The organism is Arthrobacter sp. MP_M4 (genome assembly GCF_035984855.1).
Classification (GTDB): Bacteria; Actinomycetota; Actinomycetes; order Actinomycetales; family Micrococcaceae; genus Arthrobacter.
In genome coordinates this window covers 42,065-67,606 of record NZ_JAXCHX010000013.1, presented here as the reverse complement: position 1 = coordinate 67,606, position 25,542 = coordinate 42,065, and the positions used below count along the sequence as shown (strand labels likewise).

Annotated in this window: 26 protein-coding genes and 1 tRNA gene; 8 read left to right on the top strand and 19 right to left on the bottom strand. The window is 65.3% G+C overall.

Features of this window, described 5'->3' with window-relative positions:
* Positions 1–251: 251 nt before the first annotated feature.
* The 8 genes from RCH15_RS11335 to RCH15_RS11300 form a co-directional block, all read right to left on the bottom strand.
* The gene (locus RCH15_RS11335) at positions 252–1,124 is read right to left on the bottom strand and encodes a DNA-formamidopyrimidine glycosylase family protein (RefSeq protein ID WP_326960761.1); all 873 of its coding nucleotides are present in this window, start codon (positions 1,122–1,124) and stop codon (positions 252–254) included.
* Positions 1,117–6,210: an Lhr family ATP-dependent helicase gene (locus RCH15_RS11330; protein WP_326960760.1), complete on the bottom strand. Its 5,094-nt coding sequence runs from the start codon at positions 6,208–6,210 to the stop codon at positions 1,117–1,119. Before RCH15_RS11330 ends, RCH15_RS11335 begins: the two co-directional genes overlap by 8 nt.
* Before the next feature lie 76 nt (positions 6,211–6,286).
* Positions 6,287–6,958: a DUF4232 domain-containing protein gene (locus RCH15_RS11325; RefSeq protein ID WP_326960759.1), complete on the bottom strand. Its 672-nt coding sequence runs from the start codon at positions 6,956–6,958 to the stop codon at positions 6,287–6,289.
* A 101-nt stretch (positions 6,959–7,059) separates the two neighbouring features.
* Positions 7,060–7,764, bottom strand: a complete 705-nt coding sequence (locus RCH15_RS11320; protein WP_326960792.1) for a YcnI family copper-binding membrane protein — start codon at positions 7,762–7,764, stop codon at positions 7,060–7,062.
* A 210-nt stretch (positions 7,765–7,974) separates the two neighbouring features.
* Positions 7,975–8,610 carry a hypothetical protein gene (locus RCH15_RS11315; protein WP_326960758.1) on the bottom strand — a complete coding sequence of 212 codons (636 nt, stop codon included), beginning with the start codon at positions 8,608–8,610 and terminating at the stop codon, positions 7,975–7,977.
* Positions 8,611–8,729: 119 nt separating this feature from the next.
* Positions 8,730–8,870, bottom strand: coding sequence for a hypothetical protein (locus RCH15_RS11310; RefSeq protein ID WP_326960757.1), 141 nt, complete (start codon positions 8,868–8,870; stop codon positions 8,730–8,732).
* Positions 8,871–9,087: 217 nt separating this feature from the next.
* On the bottom strand, positions 9,088–11,511 hold the full coding sequence (gene ppsA, locus RCH15_RS11305) for a phosphoenolpyruvate synthase (protein ID WP_326960756.1): 2,424 nt from the start codon (positions 11,509–11,511) through the stop codon (positions 9,088–9,090).
* Positions 11,512–11,662: 151 nt separating this feature from the next.
* Positions 11,663–12,481 (bottom strand): pyruvate, water dikinase regulatory protein, encoded by an 819-nt coding sequence (locus RCH15_RS11300; RefSeq protein WP_326960755.1) that lies wholly within the window; start codon positions 12,479–12,481, stop codon positions 11,663–11,665.
* 116 nt (positions 12,482–12,597) lie between these two features.
* On the opposite strand from RCH15_RS11300, the gene RCH15_RS11295 reads away from it, so the two are divergent.
* A complete protein-coding gene (locus RCH15_RS11295; protein ID WP_326960754.1) occupies positions 12,598–12,801 on the top strand; it encodes a hypothetical protein in 204 nt (67 codons plus the stop codon).
* A 120-nt stretch (positions 12,802–12,921) separates the two neighbouring features.
* On the top strand, positions 12,922–13,143 hold the full coding sequence (locus RCH15_RS11290) for a three-helix bundle dimerization domain-containing protein (protein ID WP_326960753.1): 222 nt from the start codon (positions 12,922–12,924) through the stop codon (positions 13,141–13,143).
* Here RCH15_RS11290 and RCH15_RS11285 read toward each other — a convergent pair.
* Together RCH15_RS11285 and RCH15_RS11280 are read right to left on the bottom strand one after the other, a co-directional pair.
* Positions 13,120–13,644 carry a DUF3592 domain-containing protein gene (locus RCH15_RS11285; RefSeq protein ID WP_326960752.1) on the bottom strand — a complete coding sequence of 175 codons (525 nt, stop codon included), beginning with the start codon at positions 13,642–13,644 and terminating at the stop codon, positions 13,120–13,122. The genes RCH15_RS11290 and RCH15_RS11285 overlap by 24 nt on opposite strands.
* A gap of 346 nt (positions 13,645–13,990) precedes the next feature.
* On the bottom strand, positions 13,991–14,512 hold the full coding sequence (locus RCH15_RS11280; RefSeq protein WP_326960751.1) for a hypothetical protein: 522 nt from the start codon (positions 14,510–14,512) through the stop codon (positions 13,991–13,993).
* Positions 14,513–14,975: 463 nt separating this feature from the next.
* Between RCH15_RS11280 and RCH15_RS11275 the strand changes: the two genes are divergently transcribed.
* From RCH15_RS11275 to RCH15_RS11260, 4 genes are all read left to right on the top strand, one after another.
* On the top strand, positions 14,976–17,048 hold the full coding sequence (locus RCH15_RS11275) for an alpha/beta hydrolase (RefSeq protein ID WP_326960750.1): 2,073 nt from the start codon (positions 14,976–14,978) through the stop codon (positions 17,046–17,048).
* Entirely contained in the window at positions 17,035–17,670 is a 636-nt protein-coding gene (locus RCH15_RS11270) for a hypothetical protein (protein ID WP_326960749.1), read from the top strand. The genes RCH15_RS11275 and RCH15_RS11270 overlap by 14 nt, the downstream gene beginning before the upstream one ends.
* Positions 17,671–18,312: 642 nt before the next feature.
* A complete protein-coding gene (locus RCH15_RS11265; protein ID WP_326960748.1) occupies positions 18,313–18,924 on the top strand; it encodes a hypothetical protein in 612 nt (203 codons plus the stop codon).
* A complete protein-coding gene (locus RCH15_RS11260; RefSeq protein ID WP_326960747.1) occupies positions 18,924–19,151 on the top strand; it encodes a helix-turn-helix domain-containing protein in 228 nt (75 codons plus the stop codon). The genes RCH15_RS11265 and RCH15_RS11260 overlap by 1 nt, the downstream gene beginning before the upstream one ends.
* A 123-nt stretch (positions 19,152–19,274) precedes the next feature.
* Here RCH15_RS11260 and RCH15_RS11255 read toward each other — a convergent pair whose 3' ends face one another.
* The 8 genes from RCH15_RS11255 to RCH15_RS11220 all read right to left on the bottom strand — a co-directional run bounded on the left by RCH15_RS11255 (position 19,275) and on the right by RCH15_RS11220 (position 23,240).
* Positions 19,275–19,574, bottom strand: a complete 300-nt coding sequence (locus tag RCH15_RS11255) for a DUF4193 domain-containing protein (RefSeq protein WP_326960791.1) — start codon at positions 19,572–19,574, stop codon at positions 19,275–19,277.
* A 537-nt stretch (positions 19,575–20,111) separates the two neighbouring features.
* Entirely contained in the window at positions 20,112–20,234 is a 123-nt protein-coding gene (locus RCH15_RS11250; protein ID WP_326960746.1) for a hypothetical protein, read from the bottom strand.
* 168 nt (positions 20,235–20,402) lie between these two features.
* Complete coding sequence (locus tag RCH15_RS11245) at positions 20,403–20,651, bottom strand: type II toxin-antitoxin system Phd/YefM family antitoxin (RefSeq protein WP_326960745.1); 249 nt, start codon at positions 20,649–20,651, stop codon at positions 20,403–20,405.
* A 282-nt stretch (positions 20,652–20,933) separates the two neighbouring features.
* The gene (locus tag RCH15_RS11240) at positions 20,934–21,350 is read right to left on the bottom strand and encodes a hypothetical protein (RefSeq protein WP_326960744.1); all 417 of its coding nucleotides are present in this window, start codon (positions 21,348–21,350) and stop codon (positions 20,934–20,936) included.
* A 330-nt stretch (positions 21,351–21,680) separates the two neighbouring features.
* A complete protein-coding gene (locus RCH15_RS11235; RefSeq protein ID WP_326960743.1) occupies positions 21,681–22,100 on the bottom strand; it encodes a hypothetical protein in 420 nt (139 codons plus the stop codon).
* Between the two features lie 128 nt (positions 22,101–22,228).
* Positions 22,229–22,564 (bottom strand): hypothetical protein, encoded by a 336-nt coding sequence (locus RCH15_RS11230; protein WP_326960742.1) that lies wholly within the window; start codon positions 22,562–22,564, stop codon positions 22,229–22,231.
* Positions 22,561–23,004 (bottom strand): hypothetical protein, encoded by a 444-nt coding sequence (locus RCH15_RS11225; RefSeq protein WP_326960741.1) that lies wholly within the window; start codon positions 23,002–23,004, stop codon positions 22,561–22,563. Before RCH15_RS11225 ends, RCH15_RS11230 begins: the two co-directional genes overlap by 4 nt.
* A 148-nt stretch (positions 23,005–23,152) precedes the next feature.
* A tRNA-Ser gene (locus tag RCH15_RS11220) sits at positions 23,153–23,240 on the bottom strand.
* A 158-nt stretch (positions 23,241–23,398) separates the two neighbouring features.
* On the opposite strand from RCH15_RS11220, the gene RCH15_RS11215 reads away from it, so the two are divergent.
* Positions 23,399–24,439, top strand: a complete 1,041-nt coding sequence (locus RCH15_RS11215; RefSeq protein ID WP_326960740.1) for a zinc-dependent alcohol dehydrogenase — start codon at positions 23,399–23,401, stop codon at positions 24,437–24,439.
* 4 nt (positions 24,440–24,443) lie between these two features.
* Positions 24,444–24,842 carry a 6-pyruvoyl trahydropterin synthase family protein gene (locus RCH15_RS11210; RefSeq protein WP_326960739.1) on the top strand — a complete coding sequence of 133 codons (399 nt, stop codon included), beginning with the start codon at positions 24,444–24,446 and terminating at the stop codon, positions 24,840–24,842.
* A 167-nt stretch (positions 24,843–25,009) separates the two neighbouring features.
* Here RCH15_RS11210 and RCH15_RS11205 read toward each other — a convergent pair whose 3' ends face one another.
* Positions 25,010–25,513 (bottom strand): nucleoside deaminase, encoded by a 504-nt coding sequence (locus tag RCH15_RS11205; RefSeq protein WP_326960738.1) that lies wholly within the window; start codon positions 25,511–25,513, stop codon positions 25,010–25,012.
* Between the last annotated feature and the right edge of the window lie 29 nt (positions 25,514–25,542).

Below are 25,542 nucleotides of genomic sequence, written 5' to 3'. Positions count from 1 at the left end.
AATGCACCAGGCCCAAGGTCCGCGACCCGGGTCCTGGCCAAATGCACCAGGCCCAAGGTCCGCGACCCGGGTCCTGGCCAAATGCACCAGGCCCAAGGTCCGCGACCCTGCACGAATGCCACTTCCCGGCCGGCCCTCCACCATGCTGACGATGCCCGAAGTTCTCCGCGCGGCGCACGAGTCCGTTCGAGACTGGTATTCGGGCGCCGTCAGAACTTAGGGTGTCGCGGAGTCGTTTCCGCGTCGCGGGGTTACTGTGCCGGGCCGGTGCCCGGGGACGGCTGGCACGTGGGGCAGTAGTAGATGTCGCGTTCTTCGGTGCCGGTGGCCTTGGCCAGGACGCCGCGCCGTACCGGTGTCCGGCACTTCAGGCAGGGCTGGTGTTCGCGCCGGTAAACCCAGTAGCCGGGCAATCCGGAGCTGCGGCCCACGATGGCGCCGCGCTGGTTAAGGACGGTGGTCCGGCGGCCGGGGCCCAGGTTGGCTTCCAGCAGCACTTTGGCGTCGATGATCATGGCGGCGATGTCCGGCACGTCCGAGACCGGGGTGGCCGGGTGCACGCCGGAAAGGAAGCAGGCCTCGCAGCGGTAGATATTGCCAATCCCTGCCAGATTCCGCTGGTCCAGCAGCGCGACGCCGATCGGCACGTCCGGCGCGGCGCGGATCCGCCGTTCCGCCTCGGCCAGGTCCCAATCCGGACCCAGCAGGTCCGGTCCAAGGTGGCCCACGACAGAGTCCTCCTCTGAACTGCGGACCACCTCAAGGATGCCGAGTGAGAAGCCGACGGCGTCCGCCGCGGCGGTGCGCAGCACGCAGCGGGCGGTGAATCCGGGTTTTCGCCAGCGGCCACCCGGCGGGTACACCTGCCAGGTGCCCTCCATCTTGAGGTGGGAATGAATCGTCAGACGTTGCGGCTCCGCCGGTCCGCTGGATCCCGGCCGTGCCGGGCCTTCCAGCCGCATGAGCAGGTGCTTGCCGCGCGGGATCACCTCTATCACGGTCCAGCCGCCCAGTTTGAGGGTGGCGAACCGGGGCACTCGGAAGTCGGAGGAGGTCAGCTGCTGGCCGGCCAGTGCCGCGTGAAGCTGGGCGGCTGCGCGGAAGACCGAATCACCCTCAGGCACGGATTCTCAGCCCCTTGGGCGTGGAGTAAGCCCCGGCATGGGCCAGTGCCGCTGCGACGGGGGTATCGAGGATGCCGTGGCCGTTGACTTTTTCCATGATCAGTTTGTCTACCGCGCCCCGGGTGACCACACCCACCAGGGCCGCGCCGGCTGCTGCGAGCACCTCGGTGTCCTCGCTGAAGGCGAGCAGGGTCTTGCCCCCGCGTTCCACATACAGGACCAGGGCGCCGTCGACCAGTACCACCAGGGCTCCGGCCTTCCGGCCCGGGCGGTGGCCGGTTCCCGCCTCGACGTTGAGGGCAGGCCAAGGCAGGGCGGCGCCGTAGGGGTTGGCGGGGTCCGTCGCTGCGAGGGCCAACGCGACGGGCTCGGGCTTGTGGAGCTGGGTGTCCTCGGCGTACGAGCGGAGCCGGTCCACGGTGGCGGGAACAGCGAACTGGGCCGCGCCCAGGTGCTCAATGAAGTAACCGCGGCGGCACCGGCCGGCTTCCTCCAGTCGGGCCAGGACTTTGTACATCAGGCCGAAACCGCCCAGGATGTTTTCCGCCATGACCGAGCCCCGGGTGATGACGCCGTACCGGTCCAAGAGAAGTTCAGCGGTGGCCCGGGCGTGGATGGTGGCATCCAGCTCGGGCGCGGGGAGTGCGGACCAGCGGCCTGCGGCCAGCGGCGGAGTGGGCGCGGTGCCGCTTGCGGAGCCGTACTTCCCGCCGGTCAGCCCGGGGGATCCGAGCAAACCGGTGCCGTGGGCGCGGCCCAGCCGGCTCAGCCGCGGGGCACGTGCCCGCGGCGCGCGGGCAACCTGCCGGTGCGAAGTGTGGCCGCCGGCAATCATTGCCCGGACCGGCGCGAACGTGTCGCCGGTGATCCGGCCCGCCCAGGCGAGGTCCCAGAGCGCGGAAACGACGTCCTGGTCGCTGAGTACCGAATCCATCCCGCCGGCGACGTCGGTGAGTTGCCGGAAGAAGTAGCCGCCGCCATTGTTCCGCAGGTGGTCCAGGAGCCGGAGCTGGGCGTCACCCGGCTCGAAGTCGATGGCGGGGTTCAGGGTCAACTCGGCAGCATCAGCCAGATGGAGGCTCACCCAGCCGTCATTGCCGGGGAGGGCACCCGCACCGGACCAGAGCACTTCGCCGGCAGCCATAAGCTCGTCGAGCATGGCGGGCTGGTAATCGACGATGCGGCCGGCAAGGACAAGGGGTTCCCAGGCCGAGGCCGGAATAGGTACCCCGGACAGCTGGTCCACTGCTGTGATGATTCCGTCCAGTCCGCGCAGCGCCGACTGCCCGCGCTGGCCAGGCACGCGAACGTTTTGCCAGGCCGGCAGGAAGCGGCCGTAGGCAGAGGCATCCACGGGCTCCACCTCGGCCCGCAGTGCGGCAAGCGAGCGGCGGCGGAGTTTGCGCAGGACTTCGGCGTCGCACCATTCGCTGAGACCGGTCAACGACGGGGCCGGGGGAGCGGGCTGGGTCCCGTTGGTGGTAGTGGAATCCGGGTCAGGGGCGCTGGTGGTGCCGTCGGCTTCCGGAGCCGGCGGGGGTGCGGCGTGCGGCCGGAACTCGCCTTCCACCACCCGACCGTCGGCGGCGAGCCTCTTCAACGCGGTGCCGACGACGGCGACGCCAAGTCCCAGCCGGGCGGCGGCCTCGGCCGAGGTGAATGGCCCGTGGGTCCGCGCATAGCGCGAGACGAGATCGCCCAGCGGGTCGGCGACCGGCTCAATAAAGGCCAGCGGAACGCCCATAGGCAACGGGACGCCGATGGCGTCGCGCAACCGGGCGGCGTCCTCCACTGCGGCGTAACGCTCGGCACCCCCGACATTGACCACGATGGCGCGGTTGGCACGCCGGAGTGCCGCGAGGTGCCCGGCGGCATCGGCGAGCGGAGCTCCCGCGTCCGCCGCCACGGTTGGCCCGGCGTCGGTCGCGTCGGCTGCCACGGTTGGCCCGGCGTCGGTCGCGTCCGCTCCCACGGCCGGCCCGGCGTCGGCCGGCACAGCCGCCACGACGGCATCAGATGCGACGGTCGAGGCCGCCTCGAGCCGCGCCGCGACTTCCTCCGGGGTCAGCGGGCCCAGCAGGCGGAGCAGATCCGCAACGCCCTCCACCCCGCGGACCTTCCGGTCGGGGGCAAGCCGCTGCAGTTCCAGTTCGGTAGCGTCGATGACCTTGGCATCGAGCAGTTCGCGCAGTTCCACCCGGCCCAGGAGCTCGTTGAGCAGGGTCGAATCCAGCGCCAGCGCCGCTGCCCTGCGCTCGGCCAGCGGAGAATCGCCCTCGTAGAGGAACTGTGCCACGTAGCCGAACAGCAGGGACTTGGCGAAGGGGGACGGCTGCTGGGTGGTGGTCTGCAGGATCCGCAGCTCGCGCCGTTCGACGGACGCGGCGATGTCCTTCAACGCCGGAAGGTCATAGACATCCTGCAGGCATTCCCGCACGGTCTCGAGGACGATCGGAAACGTGGGGTACTTCCGCGCGACGTCCAGCAGTTGGGCGGAGCGCTGGCGCTGCTGCCACAGCGGTTGTCGTTTGCCGGGGGTCTGCCGCGGCAGCAGCAGTGCCCGTGCGGCGCACTCACGGAAGCGGGAGGCAAACAGGGCGCTGCCGCCCACTTCCGCCGTCACGATCTGCTCAAGTTCCTCCGGATCAAACAAAAACAGCTCCGCCCCGGGTGGTTCGTCCTCCATCATGGGCACGCGCAGCACGATGCCGTCATCAGCGGCCATCGCGGACCCGTCCATGCCATAGCGCTGGTGCAGCCGCTGCCCAACGGCGAGGGCCCACGGCGCGTGCACCGGCATGCCGAACGGGCTGTGCAGCACCACCCGCCAGTCGCCGAGTTCGTCGTGGAAGCGTTCCACCACCAGGGTGGTGTCGCTCGGAACCACTTCCGTGGCCAGTTTCTGTTCGGACAGGTACTGGATCAGGTTGTTGGCGGCGAAATCGTCCAGTCCGCTGGCTTTGCAGCGTTCCGTGGCGGGCCCGACGTCGGACGCGGCGAGTTCGCGCACGAAGGCACCCAGGGCCCGGCCCAGGTCCACCGGGCGGCCGAGCGAGTCGCCTTTCCAGAACGGAAGCTTTCCCGGCTGGCCGAAGGCAGGCGAGACCAGGACCCGGTCGTGGGTGATGTCCTCGATCTTCCAACTGGTGGCACCGAGGGCGAACACGTCACCGACGCGTGATTCGTAGACCATTTCCTCGTCGAGTTCGCCGACCCGGCGGCCGCCTTTCGCTGCGGCCGCCGCCGGGCTCGCCGCCCGGCCGTCGCCGCCTGCGGTGCCGGGAGAAGCGGAGCCTTCCGCCTCGGTGCCGATGATGTAGACGCCGAAAAGCCCGCGGTCGGGGATGGTGCCGCCGGAGGTGACGGCCAGCCGCTGCGCGCCGGGCCGGCCTTCGATCGTGCCAGCGTTGCGGTCCCAGACGATCCGGGGCCGCAGCTCTGCGAATTCGTCGGAAGGGTACCGGCCGGCGAGCAGGTCCAGGGTGGCCTCGAACGCGGAGCGGGGGAGCGAAGCGAAGGGTGCTGACCGGCGGACCGTGGCAAACCAGTCCTCCACATCGATGGACCCCAGGGCCGCGGCCGCCACAGTCTGTTGGGCCAGGATGTCCAGTGGATTGGCGGGCACGTAGAGCCGTTCAATCTTTCCGGCGAGCATCCGTTCCACCGTGATGGTGGTGTGCACCAGGTCGGCGCGGTGCTTGGGGAACAGCACACCCTGGGAGATCTCGCCCACCTGGTGCCCGGCGCGGCCTACCCGCTGCAGCCCGCTGGCGACGGACGGAGGGGACTCCACTTGCACGACGAGGTCCACGGCGCCCATGTCGATGCCGAGTTCCAGGGAGGACGTGGCGACGACGCAGCGCAGGCGGCCGGATTTCAGGTCGTCCTCGATCAGGGCCCGCTGGTCCTTGGACACCGAGCCGTGGTGCGCGCGGGCCAGAACCGGATCTGCACCGGCGGTGCTCCCTGCCTGCGCCATCATGTGCGCCGGGGTCGCGGTGGAGGCAGGGGTTGCTGGAGTGCCACCGGGTGCTGCGCCGGCAGCCTCCCCGCCGACCGCGGCAGCCATCAGCTGCCGTTCGGCGTAGATCTCGTTGAGCCGGGCGGTAAGGCGTTCGGCGAGCCGGCGGGAGTTCGCGAACACGATCGTGGACTGGTTGGCGAGCACCAGGTCTACGATCTTCTCCTCGACATGGGGCCAGATCGAGGCCTGCGGCTGCAGTCCGGACGCCGGGCCGGAGTCGAAGGCACCCGCGGCACCCTGCAGGTCCGACATGTCCTCCACCGGGACGGAAACTGTCAGGTCCCAGGTCTTTTTCGAGGGCGGGGCCACAATTTCCACCGGCGCGGAACCGGCGAGGAACTGGGCCACCAGTTCCTTGGGCTCCACGGTGGCGGAGAGCCCAATCCGCTGGGCAGGTTTCGGGAGCAACGCGTCGAGGCGTTCCAGCGATACGGCCAGATGGGCGCCGCGTTTGGTGCCCGCGACGGCGTGGACCTCGTCGACAATAATCGTGTCCACCTCGGCGAGGGTCTCCCGCGCCTTGGAGGTGAGCATCAGGAACAGGGATTCAGGCGTGGTGATGAGGATGTCCGGGGGGTTGCTCAGCAGGGCGCGGCGGTCCGACGCCGGGGTGTCCCCGGACCGGACGCCCACAGTGATCAGCGGCGCGGGCATGCCGAGGCGTTTGGCGGTCTGGGTGATGCCGATCAGCGGGGCGCGCAGGTTGCGTTCGACGTCGACCCCGAGCGCCTTGAGCGGCGAGATATACAGCACCCGGGTTTTGCGCTTGGGGGCCTTCCGGCGGCCACCCTTCGCAGGAGCCAGGCCGGGCAGCTCTTCCGGCTCGGCAGGGGCAGCCACCAGCAGCCGGTCCAGCGCCCAGAGGAACGCGGCCAGGGTCTTGCCGGATCCGGTGGGGGCAACCACGAGCGCGTGCGCGCCCGAGGAGATTGCATTCCAGGCACCGTTCTGCGCCGGTGTGGGCGCAGTGAAAGCGCCGAGGAACCAGTCCCGGGTCGGCCGGCTGAACCGGTCCATGGCCTCGGCCTCAAGTGTGCCGCCAGCTAGCTCCTGCCCCTTCATTCCTCCATCATGCCCTACGGCAGCGACAGTATTTGGCGGGCGGTATCCCGGCCCTCCGGCGGAGGTGGTGCGGGTGCTACTTGGCCGAGAACGCCCGGATGCTCAGCACATTGGTGCCGGCATTGCTGCAGGCGTCATGCGGTTCGGCGATGAACAGGGATTCCGTGTCCTCCGGCGGGTAAATCCGGAACCCGGCCGCCGGGACCACTGTGCAGTCGGCGTAGTTGCGGGCCTGCGTATAGCGCAGCGTGGCAGTTCCGCCCTGGCCGGGGGCGAGCAGTACGCCGGCGGCGGGGGTGGATGCGTCCCTGGCGGCGGGGGCGCCGATCGGTTCGCCGTTCGGGCCGGCGGTGAGCGAGACCCCGGCGAAGCCCTTCAGCAGGCAAGCCTCGGTGCCGGAATTCGTCAGGATCAGCTGGATGTAGACGCTGCCGGCCGCGCCGCCGCCGGTGGCATCGGTGGCGGCGGTCAGGCCGGCAGTTTTGCACAGCGCAGGACCGGCGGCCGGTGTGGAGACCGCGGCTGCTGGCGCCGATGTGGCGGGGGCGGCGCTCGTGGGGGTCTCCACGGGCTGGCTGGTGGGGGCCGCGGCCGAGGACACCGCGGCGCTGGGCGCCGGTGTGCTGGAGGCCTGCGTGCTGGAGGTCTGGGATTGCGGGGTGCCCGTGCCGCAACCGGCGAGCACGAGTGCTGCCGCGGCTGCCGCCGTCGTCAGGAGCAGTTTGGAGGTGAATCGCTGAGCCGTCATTGCACCACCTTCATCCCGTTGGTGGCCTGAGTCAACGACGCCACGACGGCGGCGCCCGATTGATGCCCGGATTGTGATTTTCGGGCATCAATCGAGGTCAGCTAGTCCTTGGGTGCGGAGGAAGGAGCCGAGGCGCGGGACGGAACGGAGTTGCTCCGGTTGCGTGCCAGGGCGAGGCCGCCGAGGGCCAGGCCTCCGACGCCGGCCACCAAACCGGCCCAGCTGCGGGCCTGGGCGCCGTCGTCCGTCACTGCAGCGGCCTGGACTGCCTCCGGGGTGGCGTCCGGGACACCCGCTGCATGGACGCCGTGTCCGTCCGCCGCGGCGGCCGCGGTGACCGTTACCGCTGGTGCCGGTGCCTTGAGCGAGTGCGGGTCCTGCCCTTCGGCGGGGAGCTGCGACCAGTCGGTCTGGCCCACCTCGCAGTTCTGCAGCGTGGGGAAGTACAGCGTTTGCCCTGCGGCGTCGGGCAGTTTCACCGAGAGCACCAGGGCGTCGCGGAGGGAGGGCTCCAGCGGCGCCTTGGCAGTGTAGACAATCTGGCTGGTCCGCTTGGTGATGGACGTGCCATCGGCAAGCTTCTTCGGCTCGGGAAGTTGCTCAGTGACTTTCGCTGCCGTCCAGTTGGGGTTGACGGTTGGCTGCGCGTCGTTGAGCTCGGCAGGCAGGGTGATGGTCACTTTGGTGGTGCCGGAGTCATCGCAGCCATGCGGTATGCCGAAAGTCAGCAGGGCGTAGGAGTTCGCGTCGGTTTTATCCGGGGTGACGCCGACGTGGGCCGATGCGCCGGACATGCCGGCGAGCATCAGCGCAGCGGTTCCGCCGGCCACAGCGGTGGCGGTGACGGAGCGGCGGATAGCGGAGGTGCGGGAAAGCTTCACGGGGGTTGCCTTTCAGGGGTGCGCCGCGCAGGGGCAGGCACACAAAATGGGTGAGAGGCGCGGCGGTGGTGACGGCATCGGCGAGGCGTTCGGGCGCGAGGCGTCAGCGGCAGGCAGGGCCGCGGCCAGGAGGTGTCAGGAAGATACGACGGCGGCGGGTGGCCCGCGCCGGCAATCGCGCCGGAGATTCCGCCTCGGCAGTGGCGCCGACGCTGCCGGCCAGCCGGTGATCAACGGCACCGCGACGGCGTCGGGCGTCGCCGCTGCGGGAAGCCGCAGAAGCGGACGAAGCCACGCCGCAAGGGACCAGAGGGCGTCTTCGCCTTTGGCAAGGAGAACCGCGCAGAGGAGCGTTGCCAGCGCGTGGCCGGCCAGCATCAGAAGGGAGTCGATGCCCGGGCCAGCGTGCCGACCGGCCGCGGCGAGCTGGCCGCCGGTGTCTGCGGACAGGGGGACCGGGGCGAAGTGGTGCGGCAGGACGCTGCCGGCCGGCGCCGTTGCGGCGGCGCTCACGGCGTGGCCGCTGAAGCCGGTAAGGGCCTCGTGCAGCACCAGTTGTCCGGCGCCGAGCAGGGCGGCCAAGACGGGGAGGTTCAGCTTCAGCCGGGTCGCGGCGGTGGCGGCGAGCCCGGTCAGGGCCAGCAGGGCCAGCAGGATCCCGGGGGCGGGCAGGGCGCCGCCGGACAGTGCGTGGGCGCCGGCGGCAAGAGACAGGACGGTGAGCGCGACCATAACCGTGCGCAGGGCGTGGAACGGTGCAGCTGTGCGCACGGACCCCTCCCCTTCCCGGCTCGGCATGGTGCTCCCGCGGCGTAGCGGGTCGCCCCGATTCTACCGGCGGTTTCTCCCGGGCGGCGAAATGTGTCCGCCGGGCCGGGGCGCCGGCCTGGTCAATCGGTCTCGGGACCGGAGCAGAAGTGGCACTCCTCCGGACACGGCGGGTCAGCCGGCAGCTCCTCCACCCGGACGCTGGTCGTGGGGGAGGTCCAAAATCCTGGGGCGCCGTTGGCCCGGTCCTGCTGCAAAGTCACGATGTGTCCTGAACGTCATTGGTGCGGAACGCTGATCCCCACAGCTAACCGCGTTGCACTGCCGCTCCTCAATGGACCAAACAACGGCGGCGCCGACGCTCCGCTGTGCAAAAGTCCAGCGGAGCAGTCCTGCGCCTCAATCCGGGCGGGCACCGCGGACAGCAAAGAGGCCGCGGGACAGGCCCGAACCTGTCCTGCGGCCTCGGCGCCGGAACCCCTAGCTGACTGCTGCGTCGGCGGTGTCCGGGGCGCCGACACCGGCAGCGGAAGCCGCACCGGCGAGCCGGATCCAGGTGTCCACCACGGTGTCCGGGTTCAGCGAGACGGAGTCGATGCCCTCCTCGACCAGCCATTCGGCGAAGTCTGCGTGGTCGCTGGGTCCCTGGCCGCAGATGCCCACGTACTTGCCGCGCGCCTTGCATGCCTTAATGGCCATGCTCAGGAGTTTCTTGACGGCAGGGTCGCGCTCGTCGAAGCTGCCGGCCACGATCGCGGAGTCCCGGTCAAGGCCCAGGGTCAGCTGGGTCATGTCATTGGAGCCGATGGAGAAGCCGTCGAAGTAGTCAAGGAACTCATCGGCCAGCAGAGCGTTGGACGGAAGCTCGCACATCATGATGACCTCAAGGCCGTTCTCGCCGCGGCGCAGGCCGTTCTCCGCGAGCAGGTCGATCACGCCGCTGGCTTCGTCCACGGTGCGCACGAACGGGATCATCAGCTTGACGTTGGTCAGGCCCATCTCGTTGCGCACGAAGGACAAGGCCTCACACTCCAGGTCGAAGCAGTCGCGGAAAGACGGTTCAAGGTACCGTGAGGCGCCGCGGAAGCCGATCATCGGGTTTTCCTCGTGCGGTTCATAGGCGGGTCCGCCGAGGAGGTTGGCGTACTCGTTGGATTTGAAGTCAGACATCCGCACAATCACCGGTTCCGGCGCGAACGCGGCGGCGATGGTTGCAACCCCTTCGGCCAGACGCTTGATGTAGTAGTCGCGCGGGCTCTCGTAGGCGGCGATCCGCTCCCGGATTTCTGCGAGCACCTCGGCGGGCTGCTCGTCCAGATTCAGCAGCGCCTTGGGGTGGATTCCGATCTGCCGGTTGATGATGAATTCCAGCCGGGCCAGGCCCACGCCGTGGTTGGGCAGCTGGGCAAAGGTGAAGGCCTGTTCGGGGGTGCCAACATTCATCATGACCTTGACCGGGGCCTCCGGCAGCTGGGTGATTTCAGTTTCCTCGACGCTGAAGTCCAGGAGTCCCTCGTAGATGACGCCGGTTTCGCCGTCGGCGCAGGAAACAGTCACCTCGCGCCCGTCGGAGAGGACGTCCGTGGCGGACCCGGTGCCGACGACGGCGGGGATCCCCAGTTCACGGGCGATGATCGCCGCGTGGCAGGTCCGTCCGCCGCGGTTGGTCACGATGGCGGACGCGCGCTTCATGATCGGTTCCCAGTCCGGGTCGGTCATATCCGCGACGAGGACGTCGCCGGTCTTAAAGGCGGCCATCTGGTCGATCGCGGTGAGGATCCGCACGCTGCCGGCGCCGATGCGCTGGCCGATCGCACGGCCCTCGACCAGGACCTTGCCGGAGCCGTTGAGGCGGAACCGGCTCAGGCTCCCGGAGGTTCGGCGGGACTGGACGGTCTCCGGGCGGGCCTGCAGAATGTACAGGCCGCCGTCGATCCCGTCCTTGCCCCATTCAATGTCCATGGGGCGTCCGTAATGGTTTTCGATGGCGACGGCGTGCCGGGCGAGCTGCTCGACGTCGTCGTCGGTGAGGCTGAAGCGGTTCCGCAGCGAAGCCTCAACCGGCACGAAATCAATGGTGTGCCCGATTTCGCGGTTGCTGGTGTAGGTCATCTGGAGGGCTTTCTCGCCCAGTCCGCGCTTGAGGATGGCCGGGCGGCCTGCTTCCAGGGCAGGCTTGTAGACGTAGAACTCGTCGGGGTTGACCGCACCCTGGACAACGGCCTCGCCAAGGCCGTAGGAGGACGTGACGAAGACGGCGTCCTGGAACCCCGATTCGGTGTCCATGGTGAACATGACCCCCGAGGCGCCGACGTCGGAACGCACCATGCGCTGGACGCCCGCCGAGAGCGCCACTTCAGCGTGCTCGAATTTGTGGTGCACGCGGTAGGCGATGGCGCGGTCGTTGTAGAGGGAGGCGAAGACGTCCTTGATGGCGACCAGGATGTTCTCGATGCCGCGGACGTTCAGGAAGGTTTCCTGCTGCCCGGCGAAGGAAGCATCGGGCAGGTCCTCGGCGGTCGCGCTGGACCGGACGGCCCAGGAGAGGTCATCGGAGCCGCCGTGCTTGTCCACCAGCGTCTGGTACGAGGCCCGGATCTGGGATTCGAAGTCCGGCAGGAAGGGCGTCTCGCGCATGAGCTTGCGGATTTCCAGGCCCGCTGCCGCCAGGGCCGTCACGTCGTCGGTGTCCAGGCCCACCAGCCGGTCGGCAATTCTCTGGTCCAGGCCGGAATCGGCGAGGAAACTGCGGTAGGCGTCTGCAGTGGTGGCGAAGCCATCCGGTACCTGGACGCCGGCAGAGGTCAGGTTCTGCACCATCTCGCCGAGGGAGGCGTTTTTGCCGCCCACCCGGTCCAGGTCCTTGAGGCCGAGTTCTGAGAACCACAGGATGTCTGTCGTCATGGTTGCTGCTCCTTTGCAGATGATGGCATGAGATATCGCACCCCGAGCGGGGCGATCGCCGGATGATGGGCGCAAGTCCTGTCCACACTGACAGGTCCGGGCCGGTGTTACCACATGATGTGGTCCACGCAACACGCAGGAGTCGATTGCCTCAGTGTTTGAGGTTCATTTTCTGCAGAATGGTGGCGGCCATTTCCTCGACGGAGACGCTGGCCGAATTCAGGTAGGGGATTCCGTGCTGGACGTACAGCCGTTCGGCGCTGCGCAGCTCAAAGCCGCACTGGCGCAGTGATGCGTAGGGCGATCCGCGGCGGCGTTCGGTGCGGACCTGGCTCAGGCGCAGAGGATTGGTGGTGAGGCCGAAACACTTTGAAACGAAGGGCCGCAGCGGCTTGGGGAGTCCTTCGCGTTCAAAGTCCTCGTCCACCAGCGGGAAGTTCGCGGCGAAGATGCCGTGCTGGAGCGCCAGATACATGGTGGTGGGCGTCTTGCCGCAGCGCGACGGGGCAACCAGGATGACCTGGGCCTTTTCGAGCGCGCGCAGGCTCTGGCCGTCGTCGTGTTCCATGGCATATTCCACCGCGGCCATCCGCGACTGGTAGCGGGCGGCGTTGCCGAGTCCGTGCGCCCGGCCCGGTTCGCCGCTGGCCTCGACGCCCAGGGCGAGCTCCAGCTGGCCGACATGGGTGCCGATGAGGTCCACGATGATGCCCGTGCAGGTACCCAGGGTCTGGCGGATGTCGCTGCCGACGGCGGTGGAGAAGACAATCGGCTGCAGTCCGGCTGCTGCACGGTTGTCGATCACCCGGACGACGGCGCGCGCCTGATCGACTGTGGTGATGAAGGGGACCGTGATCCGATCAAATTCGTTCTCCGGAAATTGCGTCAACAAGGTGTTGCCGAGTGTTTCTGCGGTGATGCCCGTACTGTCCGAAAGGAAGTAGACCGGGCGGGGAGCGTCATTGGTCATGAACGCATTGTCCACCAGTGCGGGCCGGCGCTCGTCCATGACGCACCCCGATGGGCGGACAGCTCAGCGCCGGCCTCGGGGAGTAGGCTGTGTTCCACGTCACCAAAGGAGCCCGCATGAGCTATAAATACCGGACCGTGAAGGTCCGCGGCACGGACCTGGTCGGCACCATTGCCCGCAGGCACGGGGGCGCCCCCGAGATCTACGAAACCTCAAAGGATCCGAGTACTTCAGTTGTGCCCGTGTTCTTCGAAGAAACCGGTGAGATCCGCTTCTTCGACCGGAAGGTCCTGGAGGACGTCGCGACCCCGGCCGGCTAAGGGAAGGCAGGCAGCCGCGTCTCCCGTGGCTGCTGCCGCTGTGGTGTTTACGGATCGTGCCCCGCCGGGGTCGTAAGCAAGCTGATGGACACTGCCGCCGGCCGGCCCCAGACTGAATCCATGGATGACGCGGACAGGCAGGAAACCATCGACAAAGTCACGGCCCGGATCCTCGCTCGGCATCCCGACGCTCCCCGGACCCTGGTCGACAGAGTCGTCTCTGAAGAGTATGACCAGTTGGCGTCCAGCCGGATCCGGACCTACATCCCGACTCTGATCGAACACGGGGCCCGGAACAGAATCAGAAGCGAGTTCGCTTCACGGGCCGTAGAAGGAATCTGAAGCCCGTCCCCTTGCGGTCCTGCCTTTCCTCAGGCAGCCGATCAACAGGGCAACACCCGCGATGACGCCCAGCCCGCCGAAGATGGAGGTCAGGAGCACCCCTACCCCGCGGAACCAGACACCGTCGCTTTCGAATCCGAGGACCACGGCGTTGCCCGGGCTGTGCTCCCGGTACACCACGGTGACATCCTCACCAATGACGGGGTGCTGGTCGTGGTCCACCGCGGCCCAGGTGCGGTGGAGCGTCCCGTCGGCGGAAACAAAGTCCACTTCCATCCTGCGCTCCGATGCTTTGCTGACGTCATCGAAGTCGACAATGGTGCCGCTGGCGTGCGTCCCGGTCCGCGTCAGCTCCTCGTCCACATTGATCAGGTGGTTGCCGACGCCGATCAATACCGGCCCCAGGCAAAGGACCGCAACTGTTACCGCCAGGTTCAACACCTTGGGCAGCGAGACCCGCGGTTTCGGTCGCCGCTTAACGGCAGCTCTTCTAGAAGTCACGTCCCCATTGTGCCGGACCGGCTGCATGATGAAGTGGACGGGAGTCCTGCGGGCACGGTTACGTCAATGGCCCAGGCTCTTCAGCGGGAGTTCCGAAGCCCGGCCGCCGGTGGAATCCAGTACGGACGACCCGTCACGAGTTGCGCAGGAACCAGGCACGGCCTCAACGCGGCGATGCTCTCAGATTATTTAGTGTTTGGTATGACTCCGCGGCTCCGACGTCTGAGAACCACCCATTCCCGTCGTGCAAGGAAGTGCGCCGGCGGCCGCCGCACGGATGGCACGCGCATCCGTGATGACGGCGAACTGCGCGTCAAGGTCGTCGGCGGTCATTTCCGACGTCGACTCACCATGGCCGGTGTTTCTCAGGAATCAGGCCCGCGAGCGAAGCCGAACCGCCGATGACGAGTAGAACTCCCATGAAACCGCCGATCCCGTGACTTACCGGTCCGGTGAGGAGAAAAACGCCGATTCCGAGGCCGGCTACTCCGCGGCCGAGACGCCACGCGCGCTTCACCTTCGGGTTCGACTCGTATCTCGAAACCCCATAATTCCGCCGCTCTCCTCCACGGTTTCCTGGCTGGTTCGGATTAATCTCAGTGGGACCCTCGACGACCCGGCCGAAGTCGTCCACCCATTGGCCGGTCCCTACTTCCGGGCAGTGGGCGTTCACGCTCTCGTCGATGGCTGCGAAGTCCGCTGGGAATCCCCGGTACATCATCTTCGAAAGGCTCACATCGAAGGCCACGCGACCATCTGACCAGCGGGCGTCGTAGCGGACCAGGCGTACCGGGCGGTGCAACCACCTTGAGGGTCGGACGAAAGCCGTCGCGCGCACGGCGACGGGCTGATCTGCGGTTTCGGGCATGGACCGAGCTTAGGGGCACCTGTCCTCAAACCGATGACTAGGCTGCTGCTCAATCTTTCTGACGTGGGCGCCGGTCGATACCCTGCGTCTGGTCACTGCCATCGTCTTCGTGCCGATCGGACTGGCCTTGATCCTCAAGTCCTTCATCGGCCGCCGACCCGCGAAATGACTGAGATTCACCAAATGTAGGCGATTTCCCTATTTGTTGGATTTATTGTTTGGTGTTGGTAGTGTCGGGCATGTTCGGCCCTCGGGGTATTCCCGCCGGCGGTTTCTTGTTGTCACTCTGAAGGTTTTGTAGGTCGCGCGTGCTGTCTACTGAACATGCCAAGGCTGATTGGTCAGGTCCAGTCGATCTCGCAGGATATTTTCTCAGCTGGCGGCGGCGCGTAACTGCCATAGGTGGAAAGGCCCGGCAGCCCTTCCCGAGCCGTCGGAAGTGTCTTCGTTGAAGGAGTAAGCATTGGCTGTTTCGTTTGACGATGATTCTGCCACGTCGTTGGTCAGGGTCGCCCGTGACGTGGATGGGCGGCTTCGTGATGAAGGTGTGTTGCGTCGTGGCGCGGTAGAGACTGCGCTGGAGGACTTCTCTGGTGGGTATGCGGACTTGTTCAAAGAGGCTGCGTCCATTGAGACTGAGGATCGCGGGAAGTTGGCCGCGGTGCTTGACAATCTTGCCGGGCAGGTCGAGGAAGCACAACAAAAAGCGCGGGAGGAACGTGAGCGCCAATCGCGGCTGGCGGATTGGCGGGAGCGGGAGGCCGAGCGTGAGAGCAGGCGCGAGGACTTCATTGGAGACATCGGCACCGCGGTAGAGGGCATCTTTGATCCAAAACCCTCTGAGACGCCGGTCGCGCCTCCAACCATCTCGGCGGTCTTCTCTCCCCGCCAACGCAACCGCACCTCAGGCGGTGGGTCTTCGAACGGGAAAAGTTCTGCCGTTCCGGACCATCTCCGCACCTTCGTGGCTCAGGCCAGAGCGGGTAACACAGGCATGCAGCAGGACCTCATGCAGCTGGGCAAGGCATGGGTGTCATTCACCTCTTCGTGCTCCTGGGTTCTGCTCGGATCGAACTCGTTCCCTGGCGGTTTTGAGCGGCTCCTGGGCGAAAACGAGACAGATGCTTATTGGATTGAACACATCGCTGATGCATTCGCCGCCGCCGGCGGAGGATCACTCTCACATGGTGCGCTCGATCTGGCCGGTACTGGTCTCACGCCGTTGAGCGACCAGGAGCTGTTGCATGTGTTCTCGTCCCTGCCCGCGAAGGAACTCGCCGCAATGCTGACGGCCTCTCCTGCGCTGGTCTCGCAGCTTCAGATGATGAACCCTGCCGAGATCCACTCGTGGTGGACGGGCCTGAACCCGCAAACGGGCACCGAAACCCCGTTCTCGACCCGGCAGGACCTCTTGCTGACAAAGTTCCCGGTGGTCTTCGGGAACCTGGAAGGACTACCGTACAAAGCCCGGGACCACGCAAACCAAACCGGACTCAAGGGGGCGGTAGCCGATGTGGAGGCCCAGCTCGCGCAAATACAGGCCCTCCTCGACGACACGACCGTGGGCTACGGCGGGATGCCCCCGATGGCGGCCGCGTTGAGAAAATCACTCACTGCCGTGCAGAAGCAACTCGACGTGCTGCGCAATATCCAAGACGCGCTCAAAGGTCCACGCGGTAGCGCAGCGAGGCGGCAATTGATCTCCCTGACCCAGGACAATCCTCCCTTGGCTGCGGTGTCGGTCGGTGATCTCGATACCGCTGGCAGTGTCACCTACGCGGTTCCGGGAATGGGGACCACCGCCGGCGACATGACAGGGTGGACCAAAGCTGCCCAAAACCTGCAGGACCTGCTTCCCGAGGGTAGCGCCGTGGTGGCCTGGATCGGGTACGAAACCCCGCCCGTGCCCGCACTGGAAAACAACATCAACGTCGGCGTTCTTGATGTGAATCGAGCAGTAGCGGGCGGACAGAAACTCGCCGGGGCCCTCGGTGGCCTGTCCGCAGTCCGCGGTGAGTCCGCGCCGCAACTCAATATTGTCGCTCACTCCTACGGCACAACCACCGCCGCGGTAGCCCTGACACAGCCGGGTATCAAGGTGTATAACTTCATCACTCTCGGCTCAGCAGGCCTGCCCGACAACGTCCACACCGCAGCTGACCTCAACGCCGGACACGTATACTCCGGACATGCGCGCGACAAGATTCCTGGTGAAACCGAAAGCGGGGACCAGTGGGCCTGGACTGGCCGGGAAAACAGCCGCGACCACCACGTGAACCCGATTAGACCTGAGTTCGGTTCCCACGCTTTCGGCACCGACACCGGCGGCGACGCCGGGCGAGCCGTCGCCGACCACAACGCGCTCATGCCTGCGGACGGCGAACAAGTAGGGTATTTCGACGAAAGAACCGAATCCCTAAAAAACACGGCCTGGGCAATCAAGGGAGAAGCGGAGAAGATCACCCCGTATGTACCGCTGGGGCCGACGGATCTGCAGAAAGCTTTACTGGAAGGAATGTCCAATGCCGGCCGCTAAAACGCCTTTGAGGACACTCACGGCCGCGATGGTGGTGCTCATGATGGGAATGACAATAACCGCATGCGCTGAGAAGGAGCCAAACACGACAATGTCAGAGACTACTACGCCGGAAAAAAAGACTATTACTGCCAGAGAAGGGCGGGACCGGGTGGTCGAACTCGTCATCAACACAACCAAACAGCTCGACGTCACCGGGTGGTGGCCCCGCAACGGCGTAGCTTGGGCTCAAGAGTGCTCCCTCGGAAATCGTGAGGAGGGAGCCAGCTACGGGTACGACCGCTGGGCGCCTCAAGGGACTGACCATATTGAGGACGCCAAACGCGTCGCCGAGTATTGGAAGTCCCTCGGCATGACCGTACGCACCGTAAATCCGACAACACACCCGACCGTCTTTGCGGAGGGCGGTCCCGTCCTCCGGGCTGAGTTCGATACTGATGCATCTGACAAGTCGTACAGTATTGGCGCTACTGCCCCCTGCTCACCGGGCGACGCGGTTGCATTGAACGACGAGGACGAAGCAGAGCGGAATCAAGGCAAAGTACTCCCCGGAGACGAAGGGGTAATGCTGAAAGCCGATCCGCGGGACACATCGACGACGCCGACTCCGCCCGCAGGGTAAGTCTGGGCAGACGCCCCTCCCTCTGCCCGTGCTTACTGCCTCAATCACGGGCACCCTCCGTACTTTCACAGCCGCGATGGTCGTGCTCATGATGGGAATGACAATAACCGCATGCGCTGAGAAGGAGCACGGGACGACAATGTCGGAGAAGGCGACTCCGGACCAGACGATCAGCGCCAGAGAAGGGCGGGTCGTAGAGCGCGTATCGCTTACCCCCCACGGCCCTCAGAACCGCACTGATGGCTTCTCAGGCGATTCTGGGTGCTCCTAGTTTCTCCGCTGAACTAGATTCGCCCTCGCCATGGGGTTGCTTCTCCTGCTGACGGTGCTCCAATGCTGGGCTGCGTTCAGGCTTCGGCGAGGCGAACATTGGGCCAGGTTTGTTCTGTCCCTCGTGGCCCTCTTGTCCCTGGCAGGTGCGTTGAGTGCCGCACCAACACCTCTTATTGCTATTGGCTTGGTTTTGGGTCCGGTGCGGTGCTGATGTGGATGTTGGCATCCAGGGCGCATCTTCGACGTGGCTCGGCCGCCGGCTAAACCAGTCCCTCAACAGGCACCACCAAGCGGCAGCCTTGAAGTGTTTATCGTTTGTCGTTATATTAACGACAAACGATAAACTTTCTCTTGGATTGGGGATGGACTATGGCGAACACATTGGCTTATTTGGACCGCAAGGGCGCGTTGGTGTTTGCGATCGTCTTTGGACTGGCCGCGCTCGGCATCGCTGTTTCCGCGATCGTGGCTGTTCTCACAGGGCTGGCGAGCACGCCGCTGCTGGATGTGCCGCTCACAAACCTGCTGCCACCCGCGCTGGGTGAGGGCAACAGTGAAGTCCTCCAGGCCGCGTATTCCGCAGCCGATGTGCAGCCAGCCAGCCTCACCTCGACCGAACGCTCTTTGCTCCTCGGATCAGGACTTCTGGGCGGGCTTGCCGGCATGTTGTCCGCGGCGACTCTGGGCCTCATCAGTTGGTCCGTCTACCGCGGCACAGGCTTCGGCAAGCAGCTGGCCCTCGCCGTCGGCATCTCGGGCCTCGCTGTGATGGCCTGGGGGCTTCTGGGGCCGTTCATGGAGGCGATGGCCCATCACTCGGTCCTGGATCGGATCGCCTTGCTTCCGCAACAGGGAACAAGTGAGTTCTTCCTCATGGAACTGAACGTGTGGCCGGTCGCGGTTGGACTCGGCGCTGCCGTTCTCGCGAGCATATTCGAGACGGGCCGGCGTCAGCAGCTGGAACTTGACGGGCTCATCTGATGGCTTCCGCGTCAGATGAAGAGCAGCGGATACATTGCAGGCTCGATGAGCTCCTCGCGGCCCGGGACATGACCCTGACCGAGCTGAGCCAGCGGGTAGGTGTCAGCATCGTCAACCTGTCTGTGCTGAAAAATGACCGGGCGCGTGCGATCCGCTTTTCCACGCTGACCGCGATCTGCGATGTTCTCGACTGTGCGGTCGGTGAATTGCTTGAGGTGCGCCCCTAGCGACAGCTAACACGTCGAGCGACGGCTCGGACCTTATCCAGCTGCCCGGCTGAGCCCACCACATTCCCGGGATAGTTTGTGGAAACGGTGGACCACGCGTGCTGGAGCCGGAGGTCCTCTCGTTCAGCCTTCACAGTCGACGCAGTAGGCGTGGCCGTTCTTTTGGCGGGCCACTTGGGAGCGGTGGCGGACAAGAAAGCATGAGTAGCAGGTGAACTCGTCGTCCGCCTGGGGTATGACCTGAACGATCAGTTCCTCGGCGATGAAGTCCCCTGGAAGATCAACCCCGTCGACTGTGTCTGCTTCGTCCAGCTCCAGGACCACGCTGCGGGCGTCAGGGGAGTTGGCCGAACGCAGCGCCTCCAGGGAGTTGTGCTGGGATTCTTTGACGTCGGAGCGAAGTTCGTCGTAATCGGTTGCCACGGAGGACCGTCTCATTTCTGGTTTCTTGGGGGTGTCTGCCAAGCAAGGTACACCACGCGCCCTAGGAACTTCCCAGCCAACCACTGTGAGTTTCCCAACAGCGGCCTGACCGGCGCCGCCCTCGGCCGCAGCGACGACGACGACGCCGTCGGCGGCTGCGGCCTGTCTTCTGTGGATATTCCTCTTAGGGTTTCGGAGGCACGGTGCTCGAATTCTTCACCCTGTCGTGCCACCACAGGTAAAGGCCCCAGAATCCGAGGACCACTCCGAATACGGATGCAACACCACGCCACCAGACAAAGGGCTGCCACAATGCAAACAGGACCGCCCAGGCGAAGAACGAGGCGCTTATCCAAGGATCCGGAATCTTGTTGGCCATGCGGCCACCTTTCGGGTGAACGTGCTTGGAAGCGAAGCCCTGCGCTTTAGTGCTGGCAAGTCCCGACCTCGCCGCCGGACATCAGAGAGAGGGTACGGGGCGGCGATTCAGGAGTGTCCTAGGGTGCCAACTAACCAGGCGCGACTCTGTTGTCTGAGTCATCCGTCAGTCCTGCGAAGCTCGCTGGGCGGGCGCTTATTTTTGTCGGCGGCCTTCTGCATTCCGAGGATGAGGAACGTGATGCCCACAGAGAAGAACGCAATCCAAGCCGTGGTGCCCATAAACTTCATGGCGATCGCAACGGCCAGGAATGCACAACTGCCTCGGAGTAGAAGTAGACGATTGGTTGAAGCCATGACGGTCAGCGCGAGGTTCCGCCGGTGTTCAAAGCCGGCTCTTCCCGTGCGGGCAGTCTGCAGGCCACATGGTTCAAGCTAAGGTGTGTCCGATCACGGTTCTAAACGCTTGTGCTGGGCTGGTTCGACTTCGCGGACGGATTCCAGAGCCGACATGACGCGGGGTGCCTTCGTCGGTGAGCTCAGCAGGTAGCTTGCTTCCACCAATGCGTCGGACTCATCCTTCAACACCAAAACCGCGGATCCACGCTTCGACGTGATCTCCACCTCGGCGCACTCGACGTTGACCCGCTCGATGAGACGGACAAGATCGCGGCGAGCCTCGCTCGTTGTTAAGGCCATCACTGGCTCCTGGTTGTACGAAACATGCTAGTCCTTGGCCTTTCGCGCCGAGGCTCTCCGGAGCAGGAATGACCGTAGCCAGCCGCAATCAATGGTTTATTCCTGTCCGTCAGGTGGTCGCGAGCCTGGTCGGGACTTGGAAGGGAGATGGAATGCCGAAGTGGCCGAGCTGGCGCATGAAGTGACCACGATTCCCGAGGGCAAGCGCGCGGAGCGTGAGCGGCAGCTAACTTCGAACTCGTCGCGTAGATGGGGTTGCTTCATCCCACTCGAACCCGGGCTTTAGAAATCCCCACCCGGGTAAGTACCCTCGGGCAATGTGAAGCACGGCGAACCCGAATCGATCCAAATCTCATTAGGCTCAACGCCTCCACCAACGAGGTAATTCTCCCCAAGACCAGGTGGATCAATTTGGACAAGATACTTCTCGTCTACATCCATGTCAACGGACACCTTGAGTCCATCCGCCCGGTAGTGGGCTTCGATGTCCTTCACGATCGGCTCAATTTTGGTTCCTTCGGCGACCGTGACGGTCGTGGAACCCTTCCATTTGTGCTGGGTCTTGTTGCAGGACAGAAGCACGCCCTTCTTCTTCTGATCGATCGAGACAACAGTGGCTGTTGGGATCAGGGCGGCGATCTCCAGTTCCATAGCCTGGGCTTTGGCCTTCGCTTCCTGCCACGTCAGTTCATCACTCATCGGTTCCTCCTGCGTCTTTGTTGCGGTGGGTACCGGTGGTTCGATGGGAGACCCTCCGGGGCTTCCGGCGCAACCGGCCAGAACCATCGAACCCGCCAGCAGCAACAGCACAGCATGGTGCGGGACCCTCATTGCTTCACCAACTTCTTCATGTCCTTGGGTGCTTTCTTGTTGTCCTCATTGTTGGAGGCGATGAGGTAGTGGTTGTTCATGAGGATGCTAAATTCTTCACTATTGATCATGCGGTTGGGTTCGTCGTGGGGCCTTGAAAGGCGTACGGTTCGTACTCATCGCGAAAGACGGGAATGCTGCCGTTCCACATGACCCGGTTTAGAAATCCCCACCTGGGTAGATGTCCTCCGGCAATGTGAAGCACAGCGAACCCGAATCAATGCGAATCTCGTTTGGGGCTAACCCTTCGGCGACAATATAGTTCTCACCGCTTCCGCTGCGAGCGATCATTTGGACTTCGTAGTATCCACCGATATCAAGCCTGTTCCTGACTCCGAATGCGCCGCTCTGGTAATGGGCTTCGATGTCCTTCACGATCGGCTCAATTTTGGTTCCTTCAGCAACCGTGACCGTGGTTGAACCATTCCAGTTGTGCTGGGTCTTGTTACAGGACAGAAGCACGCCCGTCTTCTTCTGATCAATCGAGGTAACAGTGCCTTTGGGGATCAGGGCGGCGATCTCCAGCTCCATGGCCTGGGCTTTGGCCTTCGCTTCCTGCCACGTCAGTTCAGCTTTCATCGGTTCCTCCTCTGTTTGAGCAGCAACTGGCGCAGCCGGCTCGATCGAACTCGCGTTTGGGTTTCCGGCGCAACCGGCGAGCCCTACCAAAGTCACCAGCAACAACGCCGTGGCACCACGTCGTGCCCTCATCGAGTCACAATTCCCAGCATGTCGTCGAGTGCCTTCTGATTGTCCTCGCTGTTGGAAGCGATGAGGTTGTAGCTGTTCATGAGGATGTTCCCTTCTTCGACGGTGTTGATCGCTCCGTTGAATTTGTCGTCGTCGGGACCGCGGAGGTAGTGCTGTTCGAACTCATCGCGATGAATTGGGTTGTTTCCATCCGACAGAACCCCTTTATTCGTGATGGGGTTGGTAACTCCCTGACCATGGACGAGCAGATCATAGTAGAACAGGTTCGAGTATTCCGTAGTTGGCTGTGGTTTCCAGTCCGGGAGCATCCCGGCCCCGGCGAGGGAACTCACCTTGTCATATCGGGCTCCGGCGACCTCGGAGCTGGTGACGTTTGCCAAGCCCCAGCTGGGTCAGTGCGCATCCCGGACTCGAAGGATGCCAGTTGCTGCCCGGACGTGGGTGCAAGGTTCTCATCGTTCGCTTCACTGATTCTCCCCAGGTTGGGACCGCCGGCGGTGTTCTCCTCTCCGGGGAACCGCCCATCCCTAAAGACGAAAGCCACCGTCCCCGACACCTCGCCGCTGAGGTATTTCGAGACCTGCTGTACCCCGCCTCTGTAGAAGGTGTTCATTCCGGTGAACGTCCCCGGACCATAGGTGATCACGTGCCGTGTCTTGGGGTCTGGAGTGCCGATCATTTCCACAATCCGGGACCGATCCCGGTCATAGAGGTAAAGCTGTACGTCCCCGGCTTCCACCTGCTTCAGGTATGCCACCTCATTTTGCAGCATTTTCGTTCGGTTCGGGTCGTGGTGGGCTTGCCCGATCCCCGACAACTTCCGGGCTGTTTCCGATGTGGGACCACTGGTATATGCGCCATGGATGCACCACGAAGACCCCCAGAATGCAGAAAACCCCCGGTTTCCCGGGGGTCTTCAATGGCGGTGACGGTGGGATTTGAACCCACGTTGGCTTTCACCAAACAACATTTCGAGTGTTGCACCTTCGGCCGCTCGGACACGTCACCAACCTGACTAGGCTACCGGAGCCGGGCGCTCTTCCACAAAACGGCGGGAAACGGGGGCCCCGGCGGTCCGCAGGCTGCGGCCCACGGCGGACCGCGGCACGCCCGGCGGCGTTCCGGACTTTCCCGCGCATCGGCAGGCGACTAGATTCGACAGCAAGATGACTAACTCGAACACACCGCCAGCACAGCATGCCACCGCCTATTGGACCGTGGGCCCCGGTAAGGGCGAGCTCCGGCGCGGGGACCTGCCCGCCGCCGGCCCGGGTGAAGCACTGGTGCGGACGCTGTATTCGGGGATCAGCAAGGGCACCGAAATGGTGGTCCACAACGCCCGCGTTCCGGACTGCGTGGCGGATCGGATGGCCGCCCCGAACCAGGAGGGCACTTTCCCCTCGCCGGTGAAGTTCGGTTACCTCTCTGTAGGCGTCGTCGAGGACGGACCAGCCGACTGGCTGGGCAAGACCGTCTTCTGCCTGTACCCGCACCAGGACCGCTATATCGTTCCGGTGGAAAAGCTCACGGTGGTTCCCCTGGACGTGCCGGCCCGCCGCGCCGTGCTGACCGGCACGGTGGAAACGGCAGTCAACGGGATCTGGGAGGCCGGCCCCCGCCTGGGCGACCGCGTCGCGGTAATCGGCGCCGGCCTCGTCGGCGGCATGGTGGCCAAACTCCTCAGCACCTTTCCGCTCGGCCGGCTGCAGCTGATCGACATCGACCCGGCCAAGCAGGAGTTCGCCGATGCGCTCGGCGTGGCCTTCACCCACCCCGACGACGCCCTGGGGGACTGCGACATCGTGATCCACTGCTCCGCCTCGGAGGCAGGCCTGGCCCGCGCCCTGCAGCTCGCAGGCGACGACAGCGACATCATCGAAATGTCCTGGTACGCCGACCGCAACGCATCTGTGCCACTGGGCGAGGACTTCCATGCGCGCCGGTTGTCCATCCGCGCCAGCCAGGTGGGCGCCGTGGCCCGGGCCCGCCGCCACCGCCGCACCAATGCCGACCGGCTTCAGCTCGCCGTGTCCCTGCTGCGCGATCCGGGGTTCGAGGTTTTCCTCACCGGTACGTCCCCGCTCGCCGAGCTTCCCGACGTCGTCCAGCGGCTCTCCGACGGCCGCCTGGACGCGCTCTGCCACGTCATCGAATACCCGGTGAGCGAAGACCCCGCCACCAAAACCACCACAGAAGCCACGAGGTAAATCCGTGTTCAGCTTGACCGTCCGCCGCAACTTCATGATCGCCCACAGCCTCCCGCGCCCCGCTTTTGGCCCGGCCCAGGGCATGCACGGCGCCACCTTTGTCACGGAGGTGTCCTTCCGACGCCGGACACTGAATGAGGATTCGATCGTCCTGGACATCGGCGAGGCCGGGGACGTGCTCGACGCCATCCTGGAAGGTCTGAACTATAAGAACCTCGACGAGCACCCGGACTTTACGGCCCGGCTCAGCACCACCGAGGCCCTCGCCCAGTACATCGCCGACGCCGTCGCCGCCAGGATCCGCACGGGCGTGGACGGGCAGGAACTGGCGGGACTGGACGTCACCCTGCGCGAGACGCCCGACGCGTGGGCCAGCTACTCGCTCGACTTCGAGGCCCGCTAGGACCTTGGTGTAAGCCACAAGCCCGGCCGGCAGCGCCGAGGACCGGCAGCGGCTGGGCGCCGTGCTGCGTAAGGGCCACCGCCGGGCCGGGCACGCCGCCACCCTCGTCGACGGGCTTCTCGCATGCGGGGCCACTGAGGAGGTCGCGGCCGCACCGCAGCTCCGGCTCAAGGGCCGCGGTGCACGGCAAAGAACTCGCGCAACAGCTCCGCGCACTCCCGTTCCCGGACTCCGCCGTATACTTCCACCCAGTGGTTCAGCCGGCGCTCGCGGAGGACGTCGAACACGGAGCCTGCTGCCCCCGCTTTCTCATCCCAGGCCCCGAATACCACCCGTGGAATCCGGGCCAAAACCACGGCTCCGGCGCACATGGCGCAGGGCTCCAGCGTCACCACCAGGGTGCAGTCTGCCAAGCGCCAGCCGTCGCCGGCGGTCCCGTTCCGGGCGCTGAGCTGCTTCAGCCGCGCAGCGGCCGCACGGATGGCCACCATCTCAGCGTGCGCCGTCGGGTCCCCGAGTGCCTCGCGTTCGTTGCGCCCGCAGCCGAGCACCGAACCGTCAGGGCCCACTACGACGGCGCCGATCGGCACGTCCGCCGTCGTGAGGGCGGCACGGGCCTCGACGAGGGCCAGGCCCATCCATTCAGCATGGCGGGGCTCGGGGGAAGTCATGGGTCAATGATAGTTTCGACGGTAAGCAC